The sequence below is a fragment of the Acinetobacter lwoffii genome (assembly GCF_019048525.1).
Lineage (GTDB): Bacteria > Pseudomonadota > Gammaproteobacteria > Pseudomonadales > Moraxellaceae > Acinetobacter > Acinetobacter lwoffii_K.
In genome coordinates, this window is record NZ_CP077369.1 from 312,871 (window position 1) to 334,369 (window position 21,499).

Annotated in this window: 21 protein-coding genes, 2 tRNA genes and 1 rRNA gene; 8 read left to right on the forward strand and 16 right to left on the reverse strand. The window is 43.4% G+C overall.

Features of this window, described 5'->3' with window-relative positions; all coding sequences use genetic code 11:
- Positions 1-315 precede the first annotated feature (315 nt).
- The 6 genes from I6L24_RS01450 to I6L24_RS01475 form a co-directional block, all read right to left on the reverse strand.
- Positions 316-391 (reverse strand) — tRNA-Ala (locus I6L24_RS01450).
- Positions 392-462: 71 nt separating this feature from the next.
- Positions 463-539, reverse strand: a tRNA-Ile gene (locus tag I6L24_RS01455).
- A gap of 60 nt (positions 540-599) precedes the next feature.
- Positions 600-2,137 (reverse strand): 16S ribosomal RNA (locus I6L24_RS01460).
- A 441-nt stretch (positions 2,138-2,578) separates the two neighbouring features.
- Positions 2,579-3,655 (reverse strand): DUF6670 family protein, encoded by a 1,077-nt coding sequence (locus I6L24_RS01465; RefSeq protein ID WP_216986314.1) that lies wholly within the window; start codon positions 3,653-3,655, stop codon positions 2,579-2,581.
- A gap of 18 nt (positions 3,656-3,673) precedes the next feature.
- Positions 3,674-4,495 carry a CDP-diacylglycerol--serine O-phosphatidyltransferase gene (gene pssA, locus I6L24_RS01470; RefSeq protein WP_005108642.1) on the reverse strand — a complete coding sequence of 274 codons (822 nt, stop codon included), beginning with the start codon at positions 4,493-4,495 and terminating at the stop codon, positions 3,674-3,676.
- Between the two features lie 38 nt (positions 4,496-4,533).
- Positions 4,534-5,391: a 23S rRNA (adenine(2030)-N(6))-methyltransferase RlmJ gene (locus tag I6L24_RS01475; RefSeq protein WP_044113156.1), complete on the reverse strand. Its 858-nt coding sequence runs from the start codon at positions 5,389-5,391 to the stop codon at positions 4,534-4,536.
- Between the two features lie 117 nt (positions 5,392-5,508).
- Here I6L24_RS01475 and I6L24_RS01480 point away from each other — a divergent pair, with 117 nt between their 5' ends.
- Both I6L24_RS01480 and I6L24_RS01485 read left to right on the forward strand, forming a co-directional pair.
- Positions 5,509-6,111, forward strand: a complete 603-nt coding sequence (locus I6L24_RS01480; protein WP_004281424.1) for a 2OG-Fe(II) oxygenase — start codon at positions 5,509-5,511, stop codon at positions 6,109-6,111.
- Positions 6,112-6,181: 70 nt separating this feature from the next.
- Positions 6,182-6,709, forward strand: coding sequence for a hypothetical protein (locus I6L24_RS01485; protein WP_004281425.1), 528 nt, complete (start codon positions 6,182-6,184; stop codon positions 6,707-6,709).
- A 90-nt stretch (positions 6,710-6,799) separates the two neighbouring features.
- On the opposite strand, the gene I6L24_RS01490 is transcribed toward I6L24_RS01485, so the two are convergent.
- From I6L24_RS01490 to I6L24_RS01515, 6 genes are all read right to left on the reverse strand, one after another.
- Positions 6,800-7,057, reverse strand: a complete 258-nt coding sequence (locus I6L24_RS01490) for a DUF2789 family protein (protein ID WP_004645106.1) — start codon at positions 7,055-7,057, stop codon at positions 6,800-6,802.
- Between the two features lie 115 nt (positions 7,058-7,172).
- Positions 7,173-7,427, reverse strand: coding sequence for a DUF2789 family protein (locus tag I6L24_RS01495; RefSeq protein ID WP_004645105.1), 255 nt, complete (start codon positions 7,425-7,427; stop codon positions 7,173-7,175).
- A 51-nt stretch (positions 7,428-7,478) separates the two neighbouring features.
- Positions 7,479-7,757 carry a DUF2789 family protein gene (locus I6L24_RS01500; protein WP_216986315.1) on the reverse strand — a complete coding sequence of 93 codons (279 nt, stop codon included), beginning with the start codon at positions 7,755-7,757 and terminating at the stop codon, positions 7,479-7,481.
- Between the two features lie 172 nt (positions 7,758-7,929).
- Positions 7,930-8,916, reverse strand: a complete 987-nt coding sequence (locus I6L24_RS01505; RefSeq protein ID WP_216986316.1) for a malate dehydrogenase — start codon at positions 8,914-8,916, stop codon at positions 7,930-7,932.
- Positions 8,917-9,083: 167 nt separating this feature from the next.
- Positions 9,084-9,722 carry a ribonuclease T2 family protein gene (locus I6L24_RS01510; RefSeq protein ID WP_153567136.1) on the reverse strand — a complete coding sequence of 213 codons (639 nt, stop codon included), beginning with the start codon at positions 9,720-9,722 and terminating at the stop codon, positions 9,084-9,086.
- A 32-nt stretch (positions 9,723-9,754) separates the two neighbouring features.
- Positions 9,755-11,689 (reverse strand): lytic transglycosylase domain-containing protein, encoded by a 1,935-nt coding sequence (locus I6L24_RS01515; RefSeq protein WP_216986605.1) that lies wholly within the window; start codon positions 11,687-11,689, stop codon positions 9,755-9,757.
- Positions 11,690-12,023: 334 nt separating this feature from the next.
- On the opposite strand from I6L24_RS01515, the gene miaB reads away from it, so the two are divergent.
- Genes miaB through ybeY form a run of 3 tightly spaced genes read left to right on the forward strand, consistent with a single transcriptional unit; the run spans position 12,024 to position 15,100 of the window.
- Positions 12,024-13,481, forward strand: a complete 1,458-nt coding sequence (gene miaB, locus I6L24_RS01520) for a tRNA (N6-isopentenyl adenosine(37)-C2)-methylthiotransferase MiaB (RefSeq protein ID WP_216986317.1) — start codon at positions 12,024-12,026, stop codon at positions 13,479-13,481.
- A 37-nt stretch (positions 13,482-13,518) separates the two neighbouring features.
- The gene (locus tag I6L24_RS01525; protein WP_004732214.1) at positions 13,519-14,595 is read left to right on the forward strand and encodes a PhoH family protein; all 1,077 of its coding nucleotides are present in this window, start codon (positions 13,519-13,521) and stop codon (positions 14,593-14,595) included.
- A gap of 22 nt (positions 14,596-14,617) precedes the next feature.
- Entirely contained in the window at positions 14,618-15,100 is a 483-nt protein-coding gene (gene ybeY, locus I6L24_RS01530; protein WP_216986318.1) for an rRNA maturation RNase YbeY, read from the forward strand.
- Positions 15,101-15,267: 167 nt separating this feature from the next.
- On the opposite strand, the gene I6L24_RS01535 is transcribed toward ybeY, so the two are convergent.
- Positions 15,268-16,125, reverse strand: coding sequence for an energy transducer TonB (locus I6L24_RS01535; RefSeq protein WP_216986319.1), 858 nt, complete (start codon positions 16,123-16,125; stop codon positions 15,268-15,270).
- A 263-nt stretch (positions 16,126-16,388) separates the two neighbouring features.
- Between I6L24_RS01535 and I6L24_RS01540 the strand changes: the two genes are divergently transcribed.
- The 3 genes from I6L24_RS01540 to I6L24_RS01550 all read left to right on the forward strand — a co-directional run bounded on the left by I6L24_RS01540 (position 16,389) and on the right by I6L24_RS01550 (position 18,612).
- Positions 16,389-17,075 carry a hypothetical protein gene (locus tag I6L24_RS01540; RefSeq protein WP_005108629.1) on the forward strand — a complete coding sequence of 229 codons (687 nt, stop codon included), beginning with the start codon at positions 16,389-16,391 and terminating at the stop codon, positions 17,073-17,075.
- Positions 17,076-17,234: 159 nt separating this feature from the next.
- Positions 17,235-17,948, forward strand: a complete 714-nt coding sequence (locus I6L24_RS01545; RefSeq protein WP_005108628.1) for a DUF3108 domain-containing protein — start codon at positions 17,235-17,237, stop codon at positions 17,946-17,948.
- A gap of 88 nt (positions 17,949-18,036) precedes the next feature.
- Positions 18,037-18,612, forward strand: a complete 576-nt coding sequence (locus tag I6L24_RS01550) for a xanthine phosphoribosyltransferase (protein WP_005094083.1) — start codon at positions 18,037-18,039, stop codon at positions 18,610-18,612.
- Positions 18,613-18,922: 310 nt separating this feature from the next.
- On the opposite strand, the gene I6L24_RS01555 is transcribed toward I6L24_RS01550, so the two are convergent.
- The 3 genes from I6L24_RS01555 to I6L24_RS16880 all read right to left on the reverse strand — a co-directional run bounded on the left by I6L24_RS01555 (position 18,923) and on the right by I6L24_RS16880 (position 21,245).
- Positions 18,923-19,585: a hypothetical protein gene (locus I6L24_RS01555; protein ID WP_034608358.1), complete on the reverse strand. Its 663-nt coding sequence runs from the start codon at positions 19,583-19,585 to the stop codon at positions 18,923-18,925.
- Positions 19,586-19,668: 83 nt separating this feature from the next.
- Positions 19,669-20,874, reverse strand: coding sequence for a CsgG/HfaB family protein (locus I6L24_RS01560; RefSeq protein ID WP_216986320.1), 1,206 nt, complete (start codon positions 20,872-20,874; stop codon positions 19,669-19,671).
- Complete coding sequence (locus I6L24_RS16880; protein ID WP_005108624.1) at positions 20,868-21,245, reverse strand: hypothetical protein; 378 nt, start codon at positions 21,243-21,245, stop codon at positions 20,868-20,870. Before I6L24_RS16880 ends, I6L24_RS01560 begins: the two co-directional genes overlap by 7 nt.
- Positions 21,246-21,499: the final 254 nt, after the last annotated feature.

The window sequence follows — 21,499 nt, forward strand, 5'->3', positions numbered from 1 at the left end:
TCGCTAGAACTCATTTCATTCAACTTTCACAATTGCTTGCTAGGTTGTTTAAAACGAGTTTGAACAAATTATTTCAACTCAAATATATTCTGTTAATGATTTTTCCAGCCTTCGTCAGGTCAGGAAACTGTGATAAATCACAGAGATTATCAAGTGCGCGTATCATAACGCTTGTACTTGTTAATCTCTAGGATCTAAACACTTGATCGCTTAGGAACTAAACAACTTCATCACTGTATGCTTACATACTGCGCGAAGCGTAGCTTCTTGCTTAAATTTCAAGTAAAAGCAGTGCTCTTTTATGATCTTGAAATTTGGTGGAGACTAGGAGAGTCGAACTCCTGACCTCCTGCGTGCAAAGCAGGCGCTCTACCAACTAAGCTAAGTCCCCAGCTTATCAATAAGTCAATGTATCGTTCTGTTCTGTTTGCTTCAGCACTTTCATGCTTCGTTAGTCAGATTTGGTGGGTCTGACAAGACTTGAACTTGTGACCCCACGCTTATCAAGCGTGTGCTCTAACCAACTGAGCTACAGACCCTCAGATACATCGTATGAAGAACAACTTGTTGTGGATTCTTACCAATCGTCAATCTTTCGTTAAGGAGGTGATCCAGCCGCAGGTTCCCCTACGGCTACCTTGTTACGACTTCACCCCAGTCATCTGCCACACCGTGGTAAGCGTCCCCCCTAAGGTTAGACTACCTACTTCTGGTGCAACAAACTCCCATGGTGTGACGGGCGGTGTGTACAAGGCCCGGGAACGTATTCACCGCGGCATTCTGATCCGCGATTACTAGCGATTCCGACTTCATGGAGTCGAGTTGCAGACTCCAATCCGGACTACGATCGGCTTTTTGAGATTAGCATCCACTCGCGTGGTAGCAACCCTTTGTACCGACCATTGTAGCACGTGTGTAGCCCTGGTCGTAAGGGCCATGATGACTTGACGTCGTCCCCGCCTTCCTCCAGTTTGTCACTGGCAGTATCCTTAAAGTTCCCGGCTTAACCCGCTGGCAAATAAGGAAAAGGGTTGCGCTCGTTGCGGGACTTAACCCAACATCTCACGACACGAGCTGACGACAGCCATGCAGCACCTGTATGTAAGTTCCCGAAGGCACCAATCCATCTCTGGAAAGTTCTTACTATGTCAAGACCAGGTAAGGTTCTTCGCGTTGCATCGAATTAAACCACATGCTCCACCGCTTGTGCGGGCCCCCGTCAATTCATTTGAGTTTTAGTCTTGCGACCGTACTCCCCAGGCGGTCTACTTATCGCGTTAGCTGCGCCACTAAAGCCTCAAAGGCCCCAACGGCTAGTAGACATCGTTTACGGCATGGACTACCAGGGTATCTAATCCTGTTTGCTCCCCATGCTTTCGCACCTCAGTGTCAGTATTAGGCCAGATGGCTGCCTTCGCCATCGGTATTCCTCCAGATCTCTACGCATTTCACCGCTACACCTGGAATTCTACCATCCTCTCCCATACTCTAGCCAACCAGTATCGAATGCAATTCCCAAGTTAAGCTCGGGGATTTCACATTTGACTTAATTGGCCACCTACGCGCGCTTTACGCCCAGTAAATCCGATTAACGCTTGCACCCTCTGTATTACCGCGGCTGCTGGCACAGAGTTAGCCGGTGCTTATTCTGCGAGTAACGTCCACTATCCAAGAGTATTAATCTCGGTAGCCTCCTCCTCGCTTAAAGTGCTTTACAACCAAAAGGCCTTCTTCACACACGCGGCATGGCTGGATCAGGGTTCCCCCCATTGTCCAATATTCCCCACTGCTGCCTCCCGTAGGAGTCTGGGCCGTGTCTCAGTCCCAGTGTGGCGGATCATCCTCTCAGACCCGCTACAGATCGTCGCCTTGGTAGGCCTTTACCCCACCAACTAGCTAATCCGACTTAGGCTCATCTATTAGCGCAAGGCCCGAAGGTCCCCTGCTTTCTCCCGTAGGACGTATGCGGTATTAGCATCCCTTTCGAGATGTTGTCCCCCACTAATAGGCAGATTCCTAAGCATTACTCACCCGTCCGCCGCTAGGTTAAGTAGCAAGCTACTTTTCCCCGCTCGACTTGCATGTGTTAAGCCTGCCGCCAGCGTTCAATCTGAGCCATGATCAAACTCTTCAGTTTAATACTATGTAGCACCTTAAAGGGTGCCAATCTTGGCTCATCAATTTTCTGACAAATATTTCTCAAATAAACTTCGAGTAATTTCTACCATCAATCAATGAAAATAATTTCGATCAATCAACCAGTAAAAATCCACACAAGTTGTTCTTCATAATCTCTTAATGATCTTCTTGTTGGTTCGTCACCAGCAAGCTAGGTCGGCTATATTACTCTCTATCTCTAGAAAGTCAACCAGTAAATCAGATTATTTTTAAACTTTCTTTCTAAAACCCAACTCAATCAATCTTAACTAAGTCACTGTTTTATCAGAAGTTTTAATCTTCATCACCGCCGATGGATGTGCATTCTACAGCATTCCCAACCCAATACAACCCCTATTTTTAAATAATTCAGCAAAAATATCACGACTGTTTATTTATTCTACAAAAATCGCACTTTTCTTCATTTCTTGAGCAGTAAAGGGACTGAATTGGATAAATGACTTAATCTTTTTTCTGTTTTATTCTGTTCCTGAAAGCGTAAAGGCCGACAATCTATGTATTCACAATAGCCCCCTTCCCCACTTTCGGTTTCTTCATTTATTTTCACTTGATAACTAAAACTTCCTACATAGCCCGCTGCCAGGCCAAATTTAAAATCTCCACGACTTTGCCCTTGTACCCAGATACAAGTACCGTCTGCATTTTCATAACACCATTCAAATTCGCGCGGCAAATACATACTCTGCCCATTAGGTGTCGTGACACGCGGATAAACACGATGAACTTTAAAATAAACTTTGCGATCGAACATTTGGGTCCGCATGTTTTTTAAATCACGCAGATAGATCCGCGACTGAACAATACGATTAAAACCACCCCGAATTTGCGCCAACAACAGTTGCCGGTTTTCACTAAGATTAATAATTTGATAAGTCAGGAAGGCCAAAGGCAGATAAGGAAAGTTAAAACTTCGCGCGTATTCAAAGCTTCCCAGACCATCAATCGTATATTGCTGTGCTTTATAGTTCACCGTTCCCTGACAATGACATAGCAAAGACCAGTGATCTGCCAAGGAAAACCGCATTTTGGTAAAATGAGAAATCAGTTGAATAGTTTGAATATTTAAATCCAAACTGAGCTCCGAGTCAGAACGTAGCAAACGAAAATTTGGGAAATTTCCGCTCAATTGCTCCCGATCCAGAAACTGAAACAGACCCGATTTAAAATGACAGTCCTGCTTGACCGAGTAGTGATGTAATTGCCCCACCATATGCGGACTCGAACTGCAAATCACGGTGGCGGTATCTAAGGCTGTGGTTTCGATTGCGCTCGGGTTTGACAGCATGGGTGCATTGGGTTGCCCGATAATACTCATAAAGTTTAAATAATAGAGCGGTGCCGGAAGCCCGGGGATCATCAAACCTTGATGAATAATTTTATATTTTGAGGTAGGACCATGATAGGCGGGATAGCGCGAAACAGCAGGAGTCTGATTTAGCTGTTTCGAACGATCTAGAAAATCTTGAAGAAACCGCATCTCAAACTCCTTATATTTTTATAATGTACTCGATCTTTTTGCCATAAAGGTGGTTACAAAACCAGACAAGGCATAGAGAATAGAAATGACCAGAATGCCGACAGGAATATTATAAGTCATCGCTGCAAAGACGAATACGGCAATTGGTAGGACAAAAAATGGAACCCGTTTACGTTCTACAGTTTTAAATGAATAGTATTTGATATTGGAAATCATCAACAAGCCTACCGCAATGATGACCACTGCATTAATGACCTGAAGAGAAGGTTCACGAATATCAAAGATTTCTGGAAAATCCAGACCGACCCAGACCAGTGACACAATCATGATGGCAGCCAGAGGACTTGCGACACCAATAAAATAACGTTTGTCGACCACACCAATCTGTACATTGAAGCGTGCCAGACGGAACGCAGCACATGCGGTATAAACAAAACAAGCCGCCAGACCAATACGGCCCAAATCACTCAAGCCCCAGCTATACATCAAAATAGCGGGAGCTACGCCAAAAGCCAGCATGTCAGAAAGCGAGTCAAATTGTTCACCGAACGGACTTTGTGCACCAATAGCACGTGCCACACGTCCATCCAGTCCATCCAGTAATGCCGCAATAAAAATCGCATAAATAGCTTGCTGAAAATCACCATTCATACTGGCAATAATGGAGTAGAAACCTGACAACAACGCTGCCGTTGTAATCAGGTTCGGCCATAGATAGATGCCTCGACGCTTAACTTTTTGCCCTTCCTGGGTATGCTCCTCTTCTTCTACCTCAAAGGTGATGCCATCGAAAGGCACTTCAGTTGAAGAGTCACGTTCCGGTTTGCTTATATTTGTCATTCTTGTCGATCCTAGCTATGACCTGATCTTTGAAAAAATTATTCGCCCACTAACCAACGAACTGCAGCGTGACCACCGTTTTCACTCATGCGAAGATGCGGGAATAACCACTGTAGTGCTTCATCAGCATCTTCAGAGAATTTCCAAGGTGGGTTAATCACCAGCAAACCACAACCGTTCAGGCCTACTGGGGTATCATCCGGCCATACACAGACTTCACAAACCAGTTGACGGCGGATACCAGTCTTAAACATTTTCTTCTCAAAACGTTCAATCATGGCACGGTCTTTAATTGGATACCAAACGGCAAATACACCTGTCGGCCATTTCTTATACGCAGCAACCAGCAGTTCGACCAACTGCGGGAAATCTTTACGTTCCAGTTCATATGGCGGATCGATCATCACCAGACCACGTTTTTCTTTTGGCGGAATGACTGCCAACAGACCTTCGTATGCATCACGCTCATGCAAACCGGCACGCTTGTCAAAAATATTATGACGAAGTTGCTGGAATACATCACGCTGCATTTCAAAAATGGTCGCTTTATCAATTTCACGCATGCCTTCCAGGGCAAACCAAGGTGAACCGGGATAAGCACCCTTACCAAAGTTTTCACGCATTTTTTCGACAACTTTCAAATATTGTTGTACGCCTTCAGGTGCATTACGCTTGATCGAATCATCCAGCTTAATAAGACGATGAATACCGTTTAAAAACTCACCTGATTTTTGCGCTTCGGCAGTCGACAAATCATATTTACCTGCACCACCATGTGTATCTACATAGCGATAAGGTTTGTCTTTTGCATTCAGTCGAGTCAACAACTGAAGCAATAAAACGTGCTTCATGACATCGGCAAAGTTGCCTGCGTGGTAAGAGTGACGGTAATTCATGTTTCAATTATTCCTAAGATCAATTGCTATTTTAACATGAAAAACTATTTCGTTCAGAAACGATTATTGAACTAAAATAGCGGACCTTTTTTTACCACACTATCGAGAATTGAAAAAATGGAAGCAGTTATCATCCCAGGGGATTGGAATGTTGATCAAATCTTAGATGATTTAGATCAACATGGCTTTAGTATTGTTGACGATGCTTACTCTAGCGAATATCAACATGCAGTGAGCCAAGAATGCTTAAGCCACTTAAACGAATTTCGTAATGCAGCCATTCAAAATGGTGTAGTTAACAACATCCGTAGTGATCATATTCTTTGGTTACAACCTGAATTTCAAATTTCCCACCTACACATCCAAACACTTCAACAATTTTCCCAAATTTTAAACCGCGCGTTTTATTTAGGCATCAAAGATGTCGAAGCACATTTCGCTTGCTATCACGCGGGTGAGTTCTATACCCTGCACCGCGACAATCCTCAAGATAAAAATGGCCGGATGATTTCCAGTGTGTATTATTTACATGGACAATGGCAGACGGACTGGGGCGGTGAACTACGCCTGCAGGACAAACATGGCCAGTGGCATATTATCCAGCCAAAACCGAACCGAATGGCGCTGTTCCAGAGCGATTTATTACATGAAGTTTTAATCTCTAAACAGCAACGCCTATCCATTACCGCCTGGCTAAGAAGTGATACCTCACTACTCTAAGACACGCTGCCGCTTTAAATTTTAATTTTTAACCTCATATAGCCATTATTGAGAAATGAGGATTGCGTTGATGCGATTAACGACCAAACAGATTATTCAACGTCTGGGTGAAACTGACCAATTGTATTTAAAAGGCAATACGCCGGAATTAACGCTTGAACGTGCTGATCTTCGTTTACAGCTGGTGACTTTAAGTGAACTGCGTCAGGAACAGCGACATTTCCTGCAAGAAGCCGTAGTGTTGCTGGAACAAGGCCGGGTAGAATTTGAAGAAATGCCGCTGCGCATGTATATCAACCTATCTTTGCATCTGGCCAAGGCTTATATGATGTTTTTTGAATTGACCAAAGAGCACCATTTCGCCCTGATTACTCAGCAAATTTTAAAGCCAATGGCCAGTTATGAACATGGGGACATTTATTTCTTTCTGGCCTATGCCAGTGCCAGTAAAAATGAGCCGGCCCTGACCCGCCACTGGTTAGGTAAGTACACCACCACTGCCGAATTTGAGCTGGAATTATTACAGCAGCATCATGCATTTAATGATTATCGTCAGCACGAATGGTTTAACAAAATATTAAAAAGCAAAATGCATTAAGCCAAAGAACAAAAACGCCTCAAATGAGGCGTTTTTTAATACAAGCTATATCATCTTATTTTAAATATCAGAAAAATATAGGAAAAATGATCAAGCAGGTTGACGTCTATAAGCGTCCATGTGCAGTTGCTGATTCAGTTCATCGACCCAAATTGCCCAATCATCATCTTGTACCAAATGGCTGATTAATAAAGAACGCTGGGCTTTATTCCAGAATGGCGCATCATGCAAGGACAGCCCTGCTGGCAGTTGATGGGTGCGTACATACAATTCAATAGCCGCAGGACTATTGGCGAGACCGAGCTGAGAAAACAAGAGCTCTAAGGATGGTTGGTTCTTTGCGAGCATCGCGCCCTCCTTATATCAGATAAATTGTAATTATTTATAGATCTAACTTATAAGATAAGGCAAAAAAAACCTAGTCCTTTGACTAGGTTTGTTGTTTCTTTTTGTATGAATGCATTTAAACGCTTTGTTTGTCGCTTTCCACATGTAAAAGCTGATTTAACTTGTCAATAATGACAATCCATTCATCATCTTGGTGCCAATGTTCACGCAGGAAGGCACTTTGTCCCTCACTCCAGAATTCGGCATCTGGCAATGCGACTTCAGATGGCAATTGATGGGTATGGGTAAACTGATTAATTGAGGCTTCATCAGAAGGCAAACCCAATTGTTCAAATAATAATTCTAAAGTTAACTGTTGTTCCGTAAGCATAAATAGACTCCATCGTAATGTTAAATTATGAGCGTGTTGAGATTCGAATTCTTAGGTTGATTTATGGCTCGGTATGTCACAGGAACCTGAACCCTCTGCCTCAATATGTAATTGTTCATTTAACACATCGACAAAAATGGCCCAGTCATCATCTTTCTTCCAGTGACTGATCAGAAAGTCATGCTGTGATTTACTCCAAAAAGGAGCTTTATGCAGGGGCACATCCATACCGATTTGATGCGTATTAATAAACTCATCAATCGCTTCCGGACTCGAATCCAGACCCAATTGTTCAAAGAAAAGTTCGAAGGTGGCGCGTTGTTCTAACATCTGAACCTCCATCTTTTTTATCTATAATCTTGTCTCTACCTTAGATCGCTCATAGCGAAAACTCAGTTGTCTCTCCTTCACAGCTTGTTATTTTTTGTTGATTAAAGTGAGTGACATAAAAAAAGCACCCCAAATGGAGTGCTTTTCTTCAACTTAATCTGAAAAGATCAAATTATTTAAGCATATCAGCAATTGCTGCGCGCTCTTCTTCAAGTTCGTTCAACGTAACGTTGATACGTTCACGGCTGAATTCGTCGATTTCTAGACCTTGAACGATTTTGTATTCACCGTTTTCAGTCGTTACAGGGAAACCGAACATTACGCCTTCAGGAATACCGTAAGAACCGTCAGAAGGAATACCCATAGTTACCCATTCGCCATTTGTACCAAGAGCCCAATCGCGCATATGGTCGATTGCAGCGTTAGCAGCAGAAGCAGCAGAAGACAAACCACGTGCTTCGATAATCGCAGCACCACGTTTACCAACAGTCGGAAGGAATGTATTTGCATTCCATTCTTGGTCGTTGATCATGTCTTTAACGCTTTCGCCGTTAATTGTTGCAAAACGGTAGTCGGCATACATGGTTGGAGAGTGGTTACCCCAAACTGTAAGATTTTTGATGTCTTTAACCGCTTTACCAGTTTTAGCAGTAATTTGAGATGCAGCACGGTTGTGGTCAAGACGTAACATTGCAGTGAAGTTTTTCGCTGGAAGATCTGGAGCAGATTTCATTGCGATGTAAGCATTCGTGTTTGCAGGGTTACCAACAACTAGAACTTTAACGTCACGGCTTGCAACTTCGTTCAATGCTTGACCTTGACCGATGAAGATTTCACCGTTCACTTTAAGCAGGTCAGCACGTTCCATACCTGGACCACGTGGACGTGAACCAACTAATAACGCATAGTCAGCATCTTTAAATGCAACTTTAGGATCATCAGTACCGATCATGTCTTCTAGTAATGGGAATGCACAATCTTGAAGCTCCATCATTACGCCTTTAAGCGCTTGTTGAGCTTTCTCAAAAGGAACTTCGAGCAATTGCAAAATCACTGGTTGATCTTTACCTAGCATTTCGCCGCTTGCGATACGGAATAATAGGCTGTAACCAATTTGACCTGCAGCGCCAGTAACGGCAACACGAACTGCTTGCTTCATCTAATTATCTCCAATTGAGGATATTCAATGCGATTAAATAGTTAGTATTTAATCTAATAATCGTAAACGCGAAAGATTGTACTCCAATCCTTTGCCAGATGCATATAAAAGAGGACGGATTTCACCTAAAGTCTGATAGGAAATATAAATTAAATCGGCAAAAAAGCTCAGTATGTTCCTTTTATTGTGACAGTTTTTGGGCATGTATTAATAATGTTGGCAGGACAGGATTTGTAATTGCCATTGGGGCGATAACAGACCTTGATCGAGGTAAGCACGCTAGCTGACTGAGTCTGCTGGCAGTTGAATCGCAAGGCATTGCCCGGTAATTGCGGATTAATTTTCAGGAATTTGGCTCGCAATGTATCGACAGAAATCGTGATATTTTCCTGTTCCGTCAGTTCCGCAGGCACTTTGAGACGATCTGCATAATTGATAATCGTCCGGAAATATTGACTGGCATTCATCGGCACGCAGCCACCGATATTGCGCCATAAAATTGTCCGGGTATTGTCATCCGGCATGATCCTGGCCACTACCTTGGACTGCAGTGGTGACAGTTTCGCGGAGCTATTGGTCGTACAATTTTGTGATGTAGTCTGAGGATATAAGCCGGAGATATTCAGCGAATAACCTTCCAGACATTTTCGCTTCTTGGCATATTCCGGGTACAAGCTACATAAGGCCGGGACCATTTGTACATCCATGACATAGTCTGTTGGTGCAGCAAATGCTGCCTGACTGCTGGTCAATACTACAAGCGCAACCGATCCAGCCCAGACTCGACGATCCTTCATTATTTTCATGAATAAATTACCATCCCCCAATAATTTTAATTTTATTGTGTATTACGTAATGGTATCAGTTGCATGCGTTTACCCACTGACTGTGCCCCCTGTCCTAACAAGATACCGTAATGCGTGGCATTGGTCATGACATGTTTCACATAATCTCGGGTTTCGAGTAAAGGAATACTTTCAGTATATTGATCTGCGGCCATTCCCTGAAATTCCGGCTGCCAGCGGCGGGCACGGTTTGGACCGGCATTATAGCCTGCTGTTGCCAGCACCGGACTATCGCTAAGCTGACGCTGAATCGTAGATAAATAGAATGTTCCATAGCGAATATTGGTATTCATATCGGTAAGTGCCGCCGGGTTATAAGCTTCACCCATTTGACGGGCCACCAACTTGGCCGTATCCGGCATAATCTGCATTAGACCACCCGCCCCGACATGTGAACGTGCGACGGTATTGAAACGACTTTCTTGACGCATCAAACCATAGGCCCAGGCCGGATCTATACCGGCATTTCGACTATGGCTGACCACGTAATTCTGATGTGGCATTGGATAACGATAGTTATAATTATGTTTGTTCGCGGTACGGTCAGCGGCATAAATGGCACGATCATACCAGCCCATATCCATGGCACGTTTTGCCGCGGCCAGCAACAGGTCATCATCCTTCTTTAGATAAGCCTGACGCACTGCCCAGTTCCATTCCCGGTTAATATAGTTCTCCGGGGCGCTGATATTACGTAAGGTGAAAGCACGGCGGAAATGAATATCCTGATTCAAGCGCTGCATAGCCTGATTGGATGGCTGCGCTGGATTTGGTGTACTCGCAGTCACCTGCCCCAGCTTGTCGCGTGCCAGAAGATTGTGATAGTCATCTCCGGTCGCCAGCTTACGATAAATACTTTCTGCTGCCTGTTTGGAAGCACGATCAGTACGTTGTTCGCTGGCACGCGCCAGCCAATATTGCCAGCGATCTTCCTGCTTCTGGTTGACACTCATGCTATCAATCGCACGGACCAGGCTTTCCCAGGCACTAAAACGAATCGCCTGACGCGCATAAATCTCGGCTTCTTCCGGGCTAAATGGCAGACCATAGCTGGCATCTAGCGCATTTAACACTTCCCGGTTGAAGTTGTTTTTCATGACTGTGGTACCACCGATATAACCGACAGCACGATATAAGGCGCGTTGTACCTGTACTGGTGTACCTTCCGCGGTCCGCTTGACGATAGACAAAGCTGAGTCCAAATCGCTATCGGCCAGACGTCCCAGCGCATAAATCAGATAGGCATGCTCTGCCGCAGTACTTTTAGGCGCAGACCACAAATAATTGGTGGGATTGGCCTGAATCGAATTCAGTTGTGCCAGAGACAGATTTAGACCAATGCCTTGCGCTGTCGCAATGGCCTGACCTGACTGTCCGGCACGAAGTTGCCCCCAGAGTCGCTGCTGACGGTCTTCTGAGGTCATGAGTGGACTGGATAGCATCATCCGACCTAGACCAGTACAAGAATCAGGCTGGCTATTGGTGGTTAACCAGACTTCTTTAAACTCGGCATAGACCAGTTCATCGCCAGCTTTGGCGCGCACTTGTGCCACTGCACAGGCTTCGGCAGGATCGGCATTGGTCACATAAGGCAATACCGGTTGGGCAGTGCTAAAGTCTGCCATTTTTACTTTTTCTTCGACATAGTCTGCTGCCAGCTTTTCAGCCATAGCAGATTGAGGGTAACGCTGGGCAAAGCTGATAATCTGGCTGACAGGCTGCATGGCAAGATTCTGGTTTAAAATCCAGTATTCCGGATAATAGCCCAAGGCATCATTCTGCATAGACAGACGATATTGCTGTAACAGTTCAGTATTACCTGCATTGGCTGCACGCAAGGCATCATTAAATTGTTCTTCTGCTGCCTGTGTACTCGCTGAACAGATACATGCCACACTTAAAGTAATTAATTTATAGTATTTATACATAGTTTTAGTGTGTTTCAACATCCCTTTGCCTTCTATCATCGATTTTGTGCTTAGCCCATGTTGCATATCATAAGAGCTAGTTTGAAGATTATAACCCACTCTATTGTTCAGTTATGTAACCTTATGATTAAGCAATATTAATCTACAGACAATTTTTGCCCATAAATCAATATTTTTCCACAGTTAATTTGGGCTATAAGTTTAAGCGACTTTCCTGCTAAAATATGCGCCTTTCCAAGATTTCAGTCCGTGAATTGAATTTTTATTCACCTGTTTGATGCATCAATCAGGCTGTTCGTTCACTCTTTCAACGTATTACCTTGTAGGAGCCTACATGACGGTTCAAACCTTCATTCCGAATGGTGCCCCAGCTGCCTCAGAAAACACTGTTACCCAGCCAGCGCACACCCCAGTTAGCGATGCTTCAGTCAAAAAACTGTACATCGAAACACAAGGGTGTCAGATGAATGAGTACGACAGTCACCGTATGGCAGACCTGTTAGGCGATTCTCATGGCTATGTGCTGACCACTGATCCTAAAGATGCCGATATTCTGCTGATGAATACCTGCTCGATCCGTGAAAAGGCACAGGAGAAAGTATTCTCCGAGCTGGGCCGCTGGCGCAAACTAAAGGATAAAAATCCTGACCTGATTATTGGTGTCGGTGGTTGTGTAGCGTCTCAGGAAGGCGACAACATCCAGAAACGTGCCAATTATGTCGACATGATCTTTGGCCCGCAAACCCTGCACCGTTTGCCGCAAATGCTGGATCAGCATTTTGAGCAGATCGAAAAGCCGAAAAAAGAAAAAATCAAACTGGTGGATATTTCCTTCCCGGACATCGAGAAATTCGACTTCCTGCCTGAACCGCGTGTTGAAGGCTATAAAGCCTTTGTTTCGATTATGGAAGGCTGTTCTAAATACTGTTCTTTCTGTGTGGTGCCTTATACGCGTGGTGAAGAAGTGTCCCGTCCACTGGATGATGTCCTCGCAGAAATTGCGGGTTTGGCAGAAAAAGGCGTACGTGAAATTTCACTTTTGGGTCAGAACGTAAATGGCTACCGTGGTGAAACTTTTGAAGGCAATATCTGTACCTTTGCCGATTTGCTGCGTTTGGTTGCGGATATTCCGGGTATTGGCCGGATTCGTTATACCACCTCGCATCCACTGGAATTTAATGACGACCTGATCCAGTGTTATCGCGACCTACCACAAATGGTTTCACATCTGCATCTGCCGGTACAAAGCGGTTCCAATGATGTCCTTCAGGCTATGAAGCGTAACCACACCATTGATGTCTATATCGAGAAGATTAAAAAGTTACGTGCAGTTCGCCCAGATATGCACCTATCTTCAGACTTTATCATTGGTTTTCCGGGTGAAACTGATGAAAACTTTGAAGAGACTTATCAATTCATTAAAGATCTGGATTTTGATCACTCTTATAGTTTCATCTATTCAAAACGTCCGGGCACACCGGCAGCAGAACTGGAAGATACGATTTCTGAAGATGTGAAAAAAGAACGTCTAGCCAAAGTTCAGCAATGGATTAAGCGTTCAAGCATTGACAAGACGGATGCCATGCTCGGGACCATCCAGCGTGTACTCATCGAAAAAGTTTCTGATAAAGATCCGAACATTCTGGTTGGTACGGCGGACAATACCCGTTATGTTAACTTTATTGGTGACCCTGCCTGGGTAGGCCGCTTTGCCGAGATTGAAATTACCGAAATTAAAACTTTGAATTTAGTTTACGGTGAGCTCTTGAATCTTGAGCCTGACGTGGCGTAATGTAGAGCATATAACGCACACTTCATAAGGAACACTCTTGACTGCAGCGATTCGACGTACAGTAGCTTTTCCTGGAATTTCGATGGACCGTATACAAGCCATGTTAGGTGCCTATAACGGCCATTTGAAGCAAATTGAACAACGTTTAGACGTCAAAATCTCCCATCGCGGAGAAAGTTTTATTATTGATGGTGGAATCGATGCCGTTGAGAGAGCCGAAATGCTCTTACAACGTCTTCATGAAGAATCTGAACATAGTCAGCAGATTAGTGCAGATACTTTACATCTGATGATTCAGGGTAGCCAGACTGACCGTGAACTTCAGCAAGATCTGGATGATCAGGAACATACGGGGCTGGACAATGTCTGGCTGCAAACCCGTAAAGGCCGGATCAACCCGCGTGGTGCCAACCAGAAACGCTATGTACAGCGCATTCTGCAAAGTGATATTTCTTTTGGTATTGGCCCTGCCGGTACAGGTAAAACCTATCTTGCCGTTGCGGCTGCCGTGGACATGCTGGAGCGCAATGAAATCCAGCGCATTCTGCTGGTTCGTCCTGCGGTTGAAGCCGGTGAAAAACTCGGTTTCCTGCCGGGAGATTTAACCCAGAAAATCGATCCTTATTTACGTCCCTTGTATGACGCGCTGTATGAAATGCTTGGCTTTGAAAAAGTGGCCAAGCTGATCGAACGTCAGGTGATTGAAGTGGCTCCGCTTGCTTATATGCGTGGCCGTACCCTAAATCATTCTTTCGTGATTCTGGATGAAGCGCAGAACACCACCCCAGAACAGATGAAAATGTTCCTGACCCGTTTAGGTTTTGGCTCACGAGCGGTGATTACTGGCGACGTAACTCAGGTAGATTTACCGCGAGGTCAGCAATCCGGCCTGTCACATGCTTTGCGCGTGATTGATAAAATTCCTGAAATTCATATCACCCGTTTTCATTCGCGTGATGTGGTACGTCATCAGCTGGTACAGAAAATTGTCGAAGCCTATGAAGGCTGGGACAGTGAACAGCAGCGTTTAAGTGCTGAAGCACGTGCAGAACGTAAAGCACGTCAGGATGCCTTGATCGCTGAAAATGATGCTGCGGCAGATGCACAGCATTAAGCTTTAAACTTAAGGATTTGTGTTGAAACTTAGTCTTTCCTTACAACAGGACTTTCAGTCGCCTGAACTGGTACTGAAACGTGTCTATATTAAAAAAGTTGTAGAAACCACTTTACGTCATATCAGCACTCAAAGTGATTGCGAAATCGGAATTGCCTGTGTCGACAATGACGAAAGTCATAAACTGAATCTGGAATATCGCGGCAAAGACAAACCGACCAATGTCCTGTCTTTCCCGAGTGAACTTCCAGATGAAATGGCGCAGTTTCTGGATGCATTTCCCATTGGTGATCTGGTGATCTGTATTCCTGTGGTACTGGCGGAAGCGCTGGAACAGCAAAAAGTACCCTTGACGCATTTCACCCATATGCTGGTACATGGCACTTTACACCTAATGGGCTATGACCATGAAACCTCGGATGAAGATGCTGAAGAAATGGAAGGTATTGAAATCGAGATTCTGGCCAAGCTAGGTTTTGAAAATCCCTATCTGGAACAGAACTAAAATTTCTTCATAAAAAAAAAGCGGGCCAAGGCTCGCTTTTTTTATTGTTTACCCTCACCCCAACCCTCTCCCATAAGAGAGGAAGCTTTAATATCTATAACTCAATGATAGTCCTCCCTCCTTTTGGGAGGGAGTTAGAGGGAGGGTTTACAAATGAGTAAAATGGTCTAACGAACCTCAAACTCTGCTTCAGCCGGGTCAAAACGCCAGGTACGAATCACCCGCAGTTCGGAAATTTCTTTCATTTTACTATCGAAAGCACCAAATGGCGCTGCCTTACGCACGGAAGCTTTGGCTGCTTCATCCAACATGGCATGTCCTGAACTGTCAATCAGTCGAATGGCACGAATTCCGCCATTCTGATTGAGGATCACCATCAGCCGCACTTCCCCTGCCAGATTCTGTTGTTTGGCTGCTTCCGGATAATAACGGTTCCCATAGAACTCCACTTTCTCGCGAAACTTTTCCAGATAGGCGGCAGAAACATCCTGCTTGGACTGAATACCATCTACAGTCTTAATTTTTTGCTGACGACTGAAATTTTGCTGACGCTGTAAATATTGCGCTTCCAGACTGGCGACCATGGCCGCTTTGGCCTGAAACTGGCTCTGTAATTGCTCCTGCATTTTTTTTCGCTGATTTTCTTCCGCCTGCTTTTGCCAGCTCAAGGTGGTCATCAGGACTTTTTCTTCAAAACTGAGTTCCTGTTGCTGTTGCAGCATATCCAGACTTTCTTGCAGCTCTTCGCCTGCATGTTGTTCCATTAACGGCGATGGCATATCACTCGACATGCGATGAGCTTCTCTAAACTGGCCGGAACCCTGCTGGTCCGTTTGGGCGAGAAAATCAGCATGCTCAATTTTTTCATCAGTCTGGCGCAAACTGACTGCGATTTCTTTGGTACTGGTATCCCGATCTTGCGGCATACCAAATTCCAGGGTCAGCACGATCAAATGCAGAATGCCTGCGGCAAGCACCGCACTGCTAAACACTGGATCTTTCCACCAAGTTCTGACCAGAGGCATGAGTATCATCGTTTTTTCACATTCGCCCAAACTCAATACTGAGTTCAGCTCCCCAAAAAAGTATTTGAAAGATTAAAAATAAACGGATTCGTCATTTATCTTTTTAAAATGCCAAATCCATCAAATCTTCAACGTTACATAACTAAAACTATAAAAATGGTGCTATTTATTTTGCTAAACTTCAAGCATGAACGCTTGTATTTTTCATACAATTCGACAAGATACATCCCGAGTCAAAAATAAAGTTGCCAGGACGCTTCAGTATGCAAACGCTAATTTCCAATATTTCCAACCGAATCCGCCAAGTGTATCAGAGGGCGGAAGGATTTATTGAAGATGAGCGTGAATTTCCCTTATCGCAAGTCTTCCTGAATGCAACCTTTCAGCGCTTTGTCACAGACAATGTCGATGCATTAAAAGACTTACATGCAGATTTACACGAAGACTGGCTGCGTTTGTATGCAACACTGGATTATAAAGGCCTGATTGTCACTTTATCGGTTGATTTGAAACTGGTACAGATGGAATTGAATAAAACCACCCAGTTGATCGTGTTCGAGCAAATTAGTGATACTCAGCTGATTGAAGCCAAATATCCAAATATGCTGTATAAACTGGGCGTGCGTTTCGGCTTGTTCTTCTATCAACGTATCTTGAATAAAGATCCTTTGGGAATGATTCTGGAAAAACTGGGCGTAATTAAAGTCATCGATGACTTGCTTTATCTAGATTTAAATCGCTGGTTAGGTAAAAGCCGATCGGTCATTGATACCTTGGGCAAAGTTCATGTGAATCACGCAGTACTTCGTGAAGCCGAACTGGTGGTGATTGGTAATGTCAATCTGGCCGCCCTGTTTAGAAAACTTTCCCAAGATCAGGAAGAGAACTGGGATGAAGACAAGATGGATGACAACCGGGTCACCCCCATCAAACAGAAAAATCCTTCTTAAATCATGTCAAACGTAGTTTTTGAACAAAAGTTCCATAAAACTACATGAAATATACATTTTTGGCAGAAATATCCCTTCAATTTCCATATTTTGCCCAAATAATAAAGGGTGCAATAAGTGATATGTTTTGCCAATTGAATCAATATAGGAAAATAACTGATGGCGAAGACTGTATTCAAAATTTTAGTGATGACCACGGGTCTGAGCAGCGCAATACTGTTCACTGTTATTTCTAGCCAGGCTTTTGCCATGACTCCTTTCCAAGCCAGTTATCAATTTAGCTATAATGGCAAGAATATGGGTTCTGCAACGCGGACTTTAAGCAAATCAGGCAATAACTGGACTTATGTCTTTGCTGCAAAAGCCGGAGGTATTGCCTCTGCAACCGAAACCAGCCGCTTTACTTTTAATAATGGCAAGATCGGCTCAAGCAGTTTCAGTCGCAGCAGTAAAGTGCTGGTGCATAACAACACCATGAGTATTAATTTTAATCCTTCCAGCAAAAGCATCAGTACCAAGAAAGACGATGAAAAACGCTCTTTTGCCTGGAGAGCAGATGTTCTGGATGAGTTGAATGCGGAATTGCAGATCCGTGAAGACTTAAAAAATTCAGGCCTGAAAGCAAATTACTATATCGCTGATGCTAAAGAAGTTGAAGGCCGTAAGTTTATCAAACAGGGTTCAGAGACTATAAGCACCAAATACGGATCCTTTAATACCATTAAAGTGGTGATGAAACACAGCAAACCAGGTCGTGAAACCATTTTCTGGCTGGCACCAAAACTTGACTATCTTCCAGTCAAAGTTTCGCATGTCGACAAGAAAACCTCCTATGGTTTACTGTTAACTGACTATAAAGGTGCAAGCAACTAAGTTTTTGGCGAATTTCACTTGATTTTTTCCGGGTGCTTTTTACAATACGCTTTTGCTTGAAAAAGCACCTGCTCTTGAGGATTCTCCCGTGCATGCACTAGAACAGAAAATCTTGGCTGAAGGCATCGTCCTCTCTGAAGAAGTTTTGAAAGTAGACTCTTTCTTAAACCATCAGATTGATCCAGTCATGATGCAACTGATTGGTCAAGAATTTGCGCGTCTGTTTAAGGATGCTGGTATTACCAAAATTATTACGATTGAAGCATCAGGTATTGCACCTGCCGTAATGGCCGGCCTAGAGCTTGGCGTACCTGTAATCTTTGCACGTAAATACCAGTCTCTCACCCTGAAAGATGATTTATATCGTTCTAAAGTCTTTTCATTTACCAAACAGACTGAAAGCACAATCGCGATTTCAAATAAACACATCAGCTCAACCGATAAGGTTTTAGTGATCGATGATTTTCTGGCTAATGGTCAAGCGGCTTTAGGTCTTGCAGACCTGATCCACCAGGCAAATGCAGAAGTAGTCGGTATTGGCATTGTGATTGAAAAATCATTCCAGCCAGGTCGTGACCTGCTGCTTGAAAAAGGCTACCGTGTGGAATCACTGGCACGCGTAAAATCTTTGGCAAATGGCACAGTTGAATTTGTTCGCGACTAAGCTCGACAATCAATTTTAAAAGAGCGCTTATGCGCTCTTTTTTATTTTGTCTATCTGATGAAATAAATTAAAAATATTCAAAGCTCGACTCTAGTTCAATCTAATGTGTTATTCATGATTCCTGACTTGATCCTAGATGAATGGCTTACTTTTAAATTCGAAGTGATTAAACCTCTAAAATAGATCGTGTCATAAAATAAATAATTTTTCTATCCGATGAATAAACAACCAGTTATAGCAATTTTATTATAAGATAAAGAGGTCTAACTATCTGCAAATAATTAGACCTCTGTTCACCTTGAACAAGAGTTTATTTAACCGTCACAGTAATACTGCCGCTATTTACAGCACCGATAGCGGTAGTTGTGATGCTATTGTTAATAGCAGTTTGAGTTCCTTCTGCAATCGCATTGACAGAGGCATCAATGGTACCCGCATTATAGGCAATGTTCGCGACACTATAATTGCTTAAAGTTTCATTGATCTGCTCACTATAGTTGGTAGACAGTGATGAACTTACAACTTCCGAGAGATCTGAACTATCCGCAACCTCGGATAACTCTTCTAAGGTTTCAGAATTATTCGTTGCACTGGTGACTTGACTGAAATCATAGTCATATGTTTCATCTGATACGTCTGATATCACCTGATTGAAGCTGCCTTGCTCAATCGTGATACTACCTGTGTTCGCTGCACCAATTGCAGTAGTTTCAATTGTCCCTTCAATTGAACTAATCGCATCTGGTACTTCTCTTACTGCTCCTGCAAGTGCTTCTAAATCAACGCTTGCATCAACATCACCTGTATTCACTGCCAGATTCAGCGCAGAACCATTTTCAACCTGCTGAGAAATAGAATCCAGAGTAGCTTGTAAACCGGTATCTACTTCCACATTGGTTTCTTGAGCATATGCCATCCCCGCACTAGACAGAAAGGCGACGGATAATGCGACTGTTTTGATCGTGTTTTTCATCATTGTTCTTCCTACTGTTATTTTGAAGTACCTCTCGCTAAGTACTTCTTCTGACAATGGGAGCGAGCCCATTTTCAAATCTTTTAATCACGTTGAATATTTGACCAGTAATTCTCCACTACCTCTGGATTGGCATCCCATAAACTGGATGACTTCTCCTCAGCTTGTTCTTTGTTGGCTTGTTCTTGAACATCTTTTTTGTCATTTATTTTGCTTGTCGGAGATGGGCGCTTAGTCTTACTAATATATTTAATCAGTTCCTGTTTGCTCATTTCAGGCTCGGCTTCAGGATTCTGAATCACCTCAGATTCTTTCTGCTTAGGCGGCTTGGTATCTTTGCTGGGTGAATTGATCGACTTGTTTTTTTCATTGGATGAATCTGCCTGACGTGAGGCCGATTCCTGAACAGGGTTGCTGGAATCGGTACTGATTTGTTGCTGATTTTTCTTATATTTATGCAAGGCAACAGAACTGCGAGTGAGATCTAAGCGACCAAATTCAGGTGGAATTTCCGCACGGCAACTTGCAAACACTGCCGGTGGCACGACCTGACTGAGTAATTCAAAAGTGGCCAGGTTCAACATTTGGCGTAAGGCAAAATTACTCGCCTCTCGTTCTCCCTTGCCAATTTGAATATTTAACAGTGTACGACCCGCGAACCTGCCTGCACTAAGACCATAATCCTGTGCAGCAATCTGCTTTTGCAAAGAAACATTACCCACCACTTTACTACTGCGGGTATCAGTCAAAGATAAATCCAGACCGATCATAATCCGGGTTTGACTATAATTCGGACCGACACCAGCGATCTGCATGTCAAAACCACCACCCGGAATAAAATCCAGACTGTTAATACTGCCTGTCACATAATAATCAGAAGCCTGGATTTGTCTTGGATCACGAATGCCCCACTTGGCTTCGCTTTCGATAATCCGGGGATCACGCCGGTTCATTAAGCTTACCCCCGCCTGAAACAAGGCAGATTGCACCATATCTCCCGCACCTTGGGTCACCATTTTTCCGCTACCACCATTGGTAACTACATCCTTACCGGTTTGATCCAGAATTGCCCCCACGGAGAAACTCACATCACTACGTAATTGTCCTTTTAGGCAGGATAAAGCCATATCAAAAGGGGTAAAAATATCGGTAATTGGGGGGCCTTGTACCAGGCTAACTGGCTTCTTGTTTGAGGGCGCTAAACCCGTGCAGCCTGTTAAAAAAGAGCTGAAAAGGACAGTGGCACTCACGAAAGATATATGTCTTTTGGTCGAGGAGAAATTCAACATTGTGATTCTCCTGGTCTGTTACTTAAATTAAGACAGCGCTGAGGATTTTGGTTGGTATTTGAATTGACTGGTGCTTCATTCAGCAACTCACTCGTAATATCGATACTGTTGTCTGTACCCTCTACATTGATATTGTTGGTCGGGGTATTTACCGTCCCGATGGAAGTAGTTGAGGTGCTATGAACGGTGGTTTTACCTAATCCGGAATAATAGTCTGACTCCTTAAGTTCGATCAGATTGGCTTGAACTAGATTCTCATTGGAACGGGCACTGGATGATTTCCAACGCTGAGTCCACTCATCAGAGGTGGCATAAGCGTTACTCAGAAAACATAAACCTAATAAACCCAGATTGATAACTAATATTCTCATAATCTTAATATCCTCTGACTTAAGATATTTATTTAATTTTTCATTTAAGTAAGATTAAATTTATCTGAAAAATATTAAATCACATAAAATTATAAAATGTAAAACTTATACCTATTCACTTATTTTTTTGTTTTATTTAAAAATATAAATTATTGTTTTTATTAAATTAATATATATTTGTTTATTATTTGTGATTTGTAAGAAATCATTATATAAATTTTTTTGAATATAAAATTCATCCAAAAAACTTGATT

What these genes read in the sequence shown, in the direction of transcription:
- I6L24_RS01545 (WP_005108628.1), top strand. Translation starts at nt 17,235, where the DNA reads ATGGCGAAGACTGTATTCAAAATTTTAGTGATGACCACGGGTCTGAGC.
- I6L24_RS01485 (WP_004281425.1), top strand. Translation starts at nt 6,182, where the DNA reads ATGCGATTAACGACCAAACAGATTATTCAACGTCTGGGTGAAACTGAC.
- I6L24_RS01490 (WP_004645106.1), bottom strand. Translation starts at nt 7,057, where the DNA reads ATGCTCGCAAAGAACCAACCATCCTTAGAGCTCTTGTTTTCTCAGCTC.
- I6L24_RS01480 (WP_004281424.1), top strand. Translation starts at nt 5,509, where the DNA reads ATGGAAGCAGTTATCATCCCAGGGGATTGGAATGTTGATCAAATCTTA.
- I6L24_RS01495 (WP_004645105.1), bottom strand. Translation starts at nt 7,427, where the DNA reads ATGCTTACGGAACAACAGTTAACTTTAGAATTATTATTTGAACAATTG.
- I6L24_RS16880 (WP_005108624.1), bottom strand. Translation starts at nt 21,245, where the DNA reads ATGAGAATATTAGTTATCAATCTGGGTTTATTAGGTTTATGTTTTCTG.
- I6L24_RS01505 (WP_216986316.1), bottom strand. Translation starts at nt 8,916, where the DNA reads ATGAAGCAAGCAGTTCGTGTTGCCGTTACTGGCGCTGCAGGTCAAATT.
- I6L24_RS01560 (WP_216986320.1), bottom strand. Translation starts at nt 20,874, where the DNA reads ATGTTGAATTTCTCCTCGACCAAAAGACATATATCTTTCGTGAGTGCC.
- miaB (WP_216986317.1), top strand. Translation starts at nt 12,024, where the DNA reads ATGACGGTTCAAACCTTCATTCCGAATGGTGCCCCAGCTGCCTCAGAA.
- I6L24_RS01510 (WP_153567136.1), bottom strand. Translation starts at nt 9,722, where the DNA reads ATGAAAATAATGAAGGATCGTCGAGTCTGGGCTGGATCGGTTGCGCTT.
- I6L24_RS01465 (WP_216986314.1), bottom strand. Translation starts at nt 3,655, where the DNA reads ATGCGGTTTCTTCAAGATTTTCTAGATCGTTCGAAACAGCTAAATCAG.
- I6L24_RS01540 (WP_005108629.1), top strand. Translation starts at nt 16,389, where the DNA reads ATGCAAACGCTAATTTCCAATATTTCCAACCGAATCCGCCAAGTGTAT.
- I6L24_RS01535 (WP_216986319.1), bottom strand. Translation starts at nt 16,125, where the DNA reads ATGCCTCTGGTCAGAACTTGGTGGAAAGATCCAGTGTTTAGCAGTGCG.
- I6L24_RS01500 (WP_216986315.1), bottom strand. Translation starts at nt 7,757, where the DNA reads ATGTTAGAACAACGCGCCACCTTCGAACTTTTCTTTGAACAATTGGGT.
- I6L24_RS01515 (WP_216986605.1), bottom strand. Translation starts at nt 11,689, where the DNA reads ATGTATAAATACTATAAATTAATTACTTTAAGTGTGGCATGTATCTGT.
- pssA (WP_005108642.1), bottom strand. Translation starts at nt 4,495, where the DNA reads ATGACAAATATAAGCAAACCGGAACGTGACTCTTCAACTGAAGTGCCT.
- I6L24_RS01475 (WP_044113156.1), bottom strand. Translation starts at nt 5,391, where the DNA reads ATGAATTACCGTCACTCTTACCACGCAGGCAACTTTGCCGATGTCATG.
- I6L24_RS01555 (WP_034608358.1), bottom strand. Translation starts at nt 19,585, where the DNA reads ATGAAAAACACGATCAAAACAGTCGCATTATCCGTCGCCTTTCTGTCT.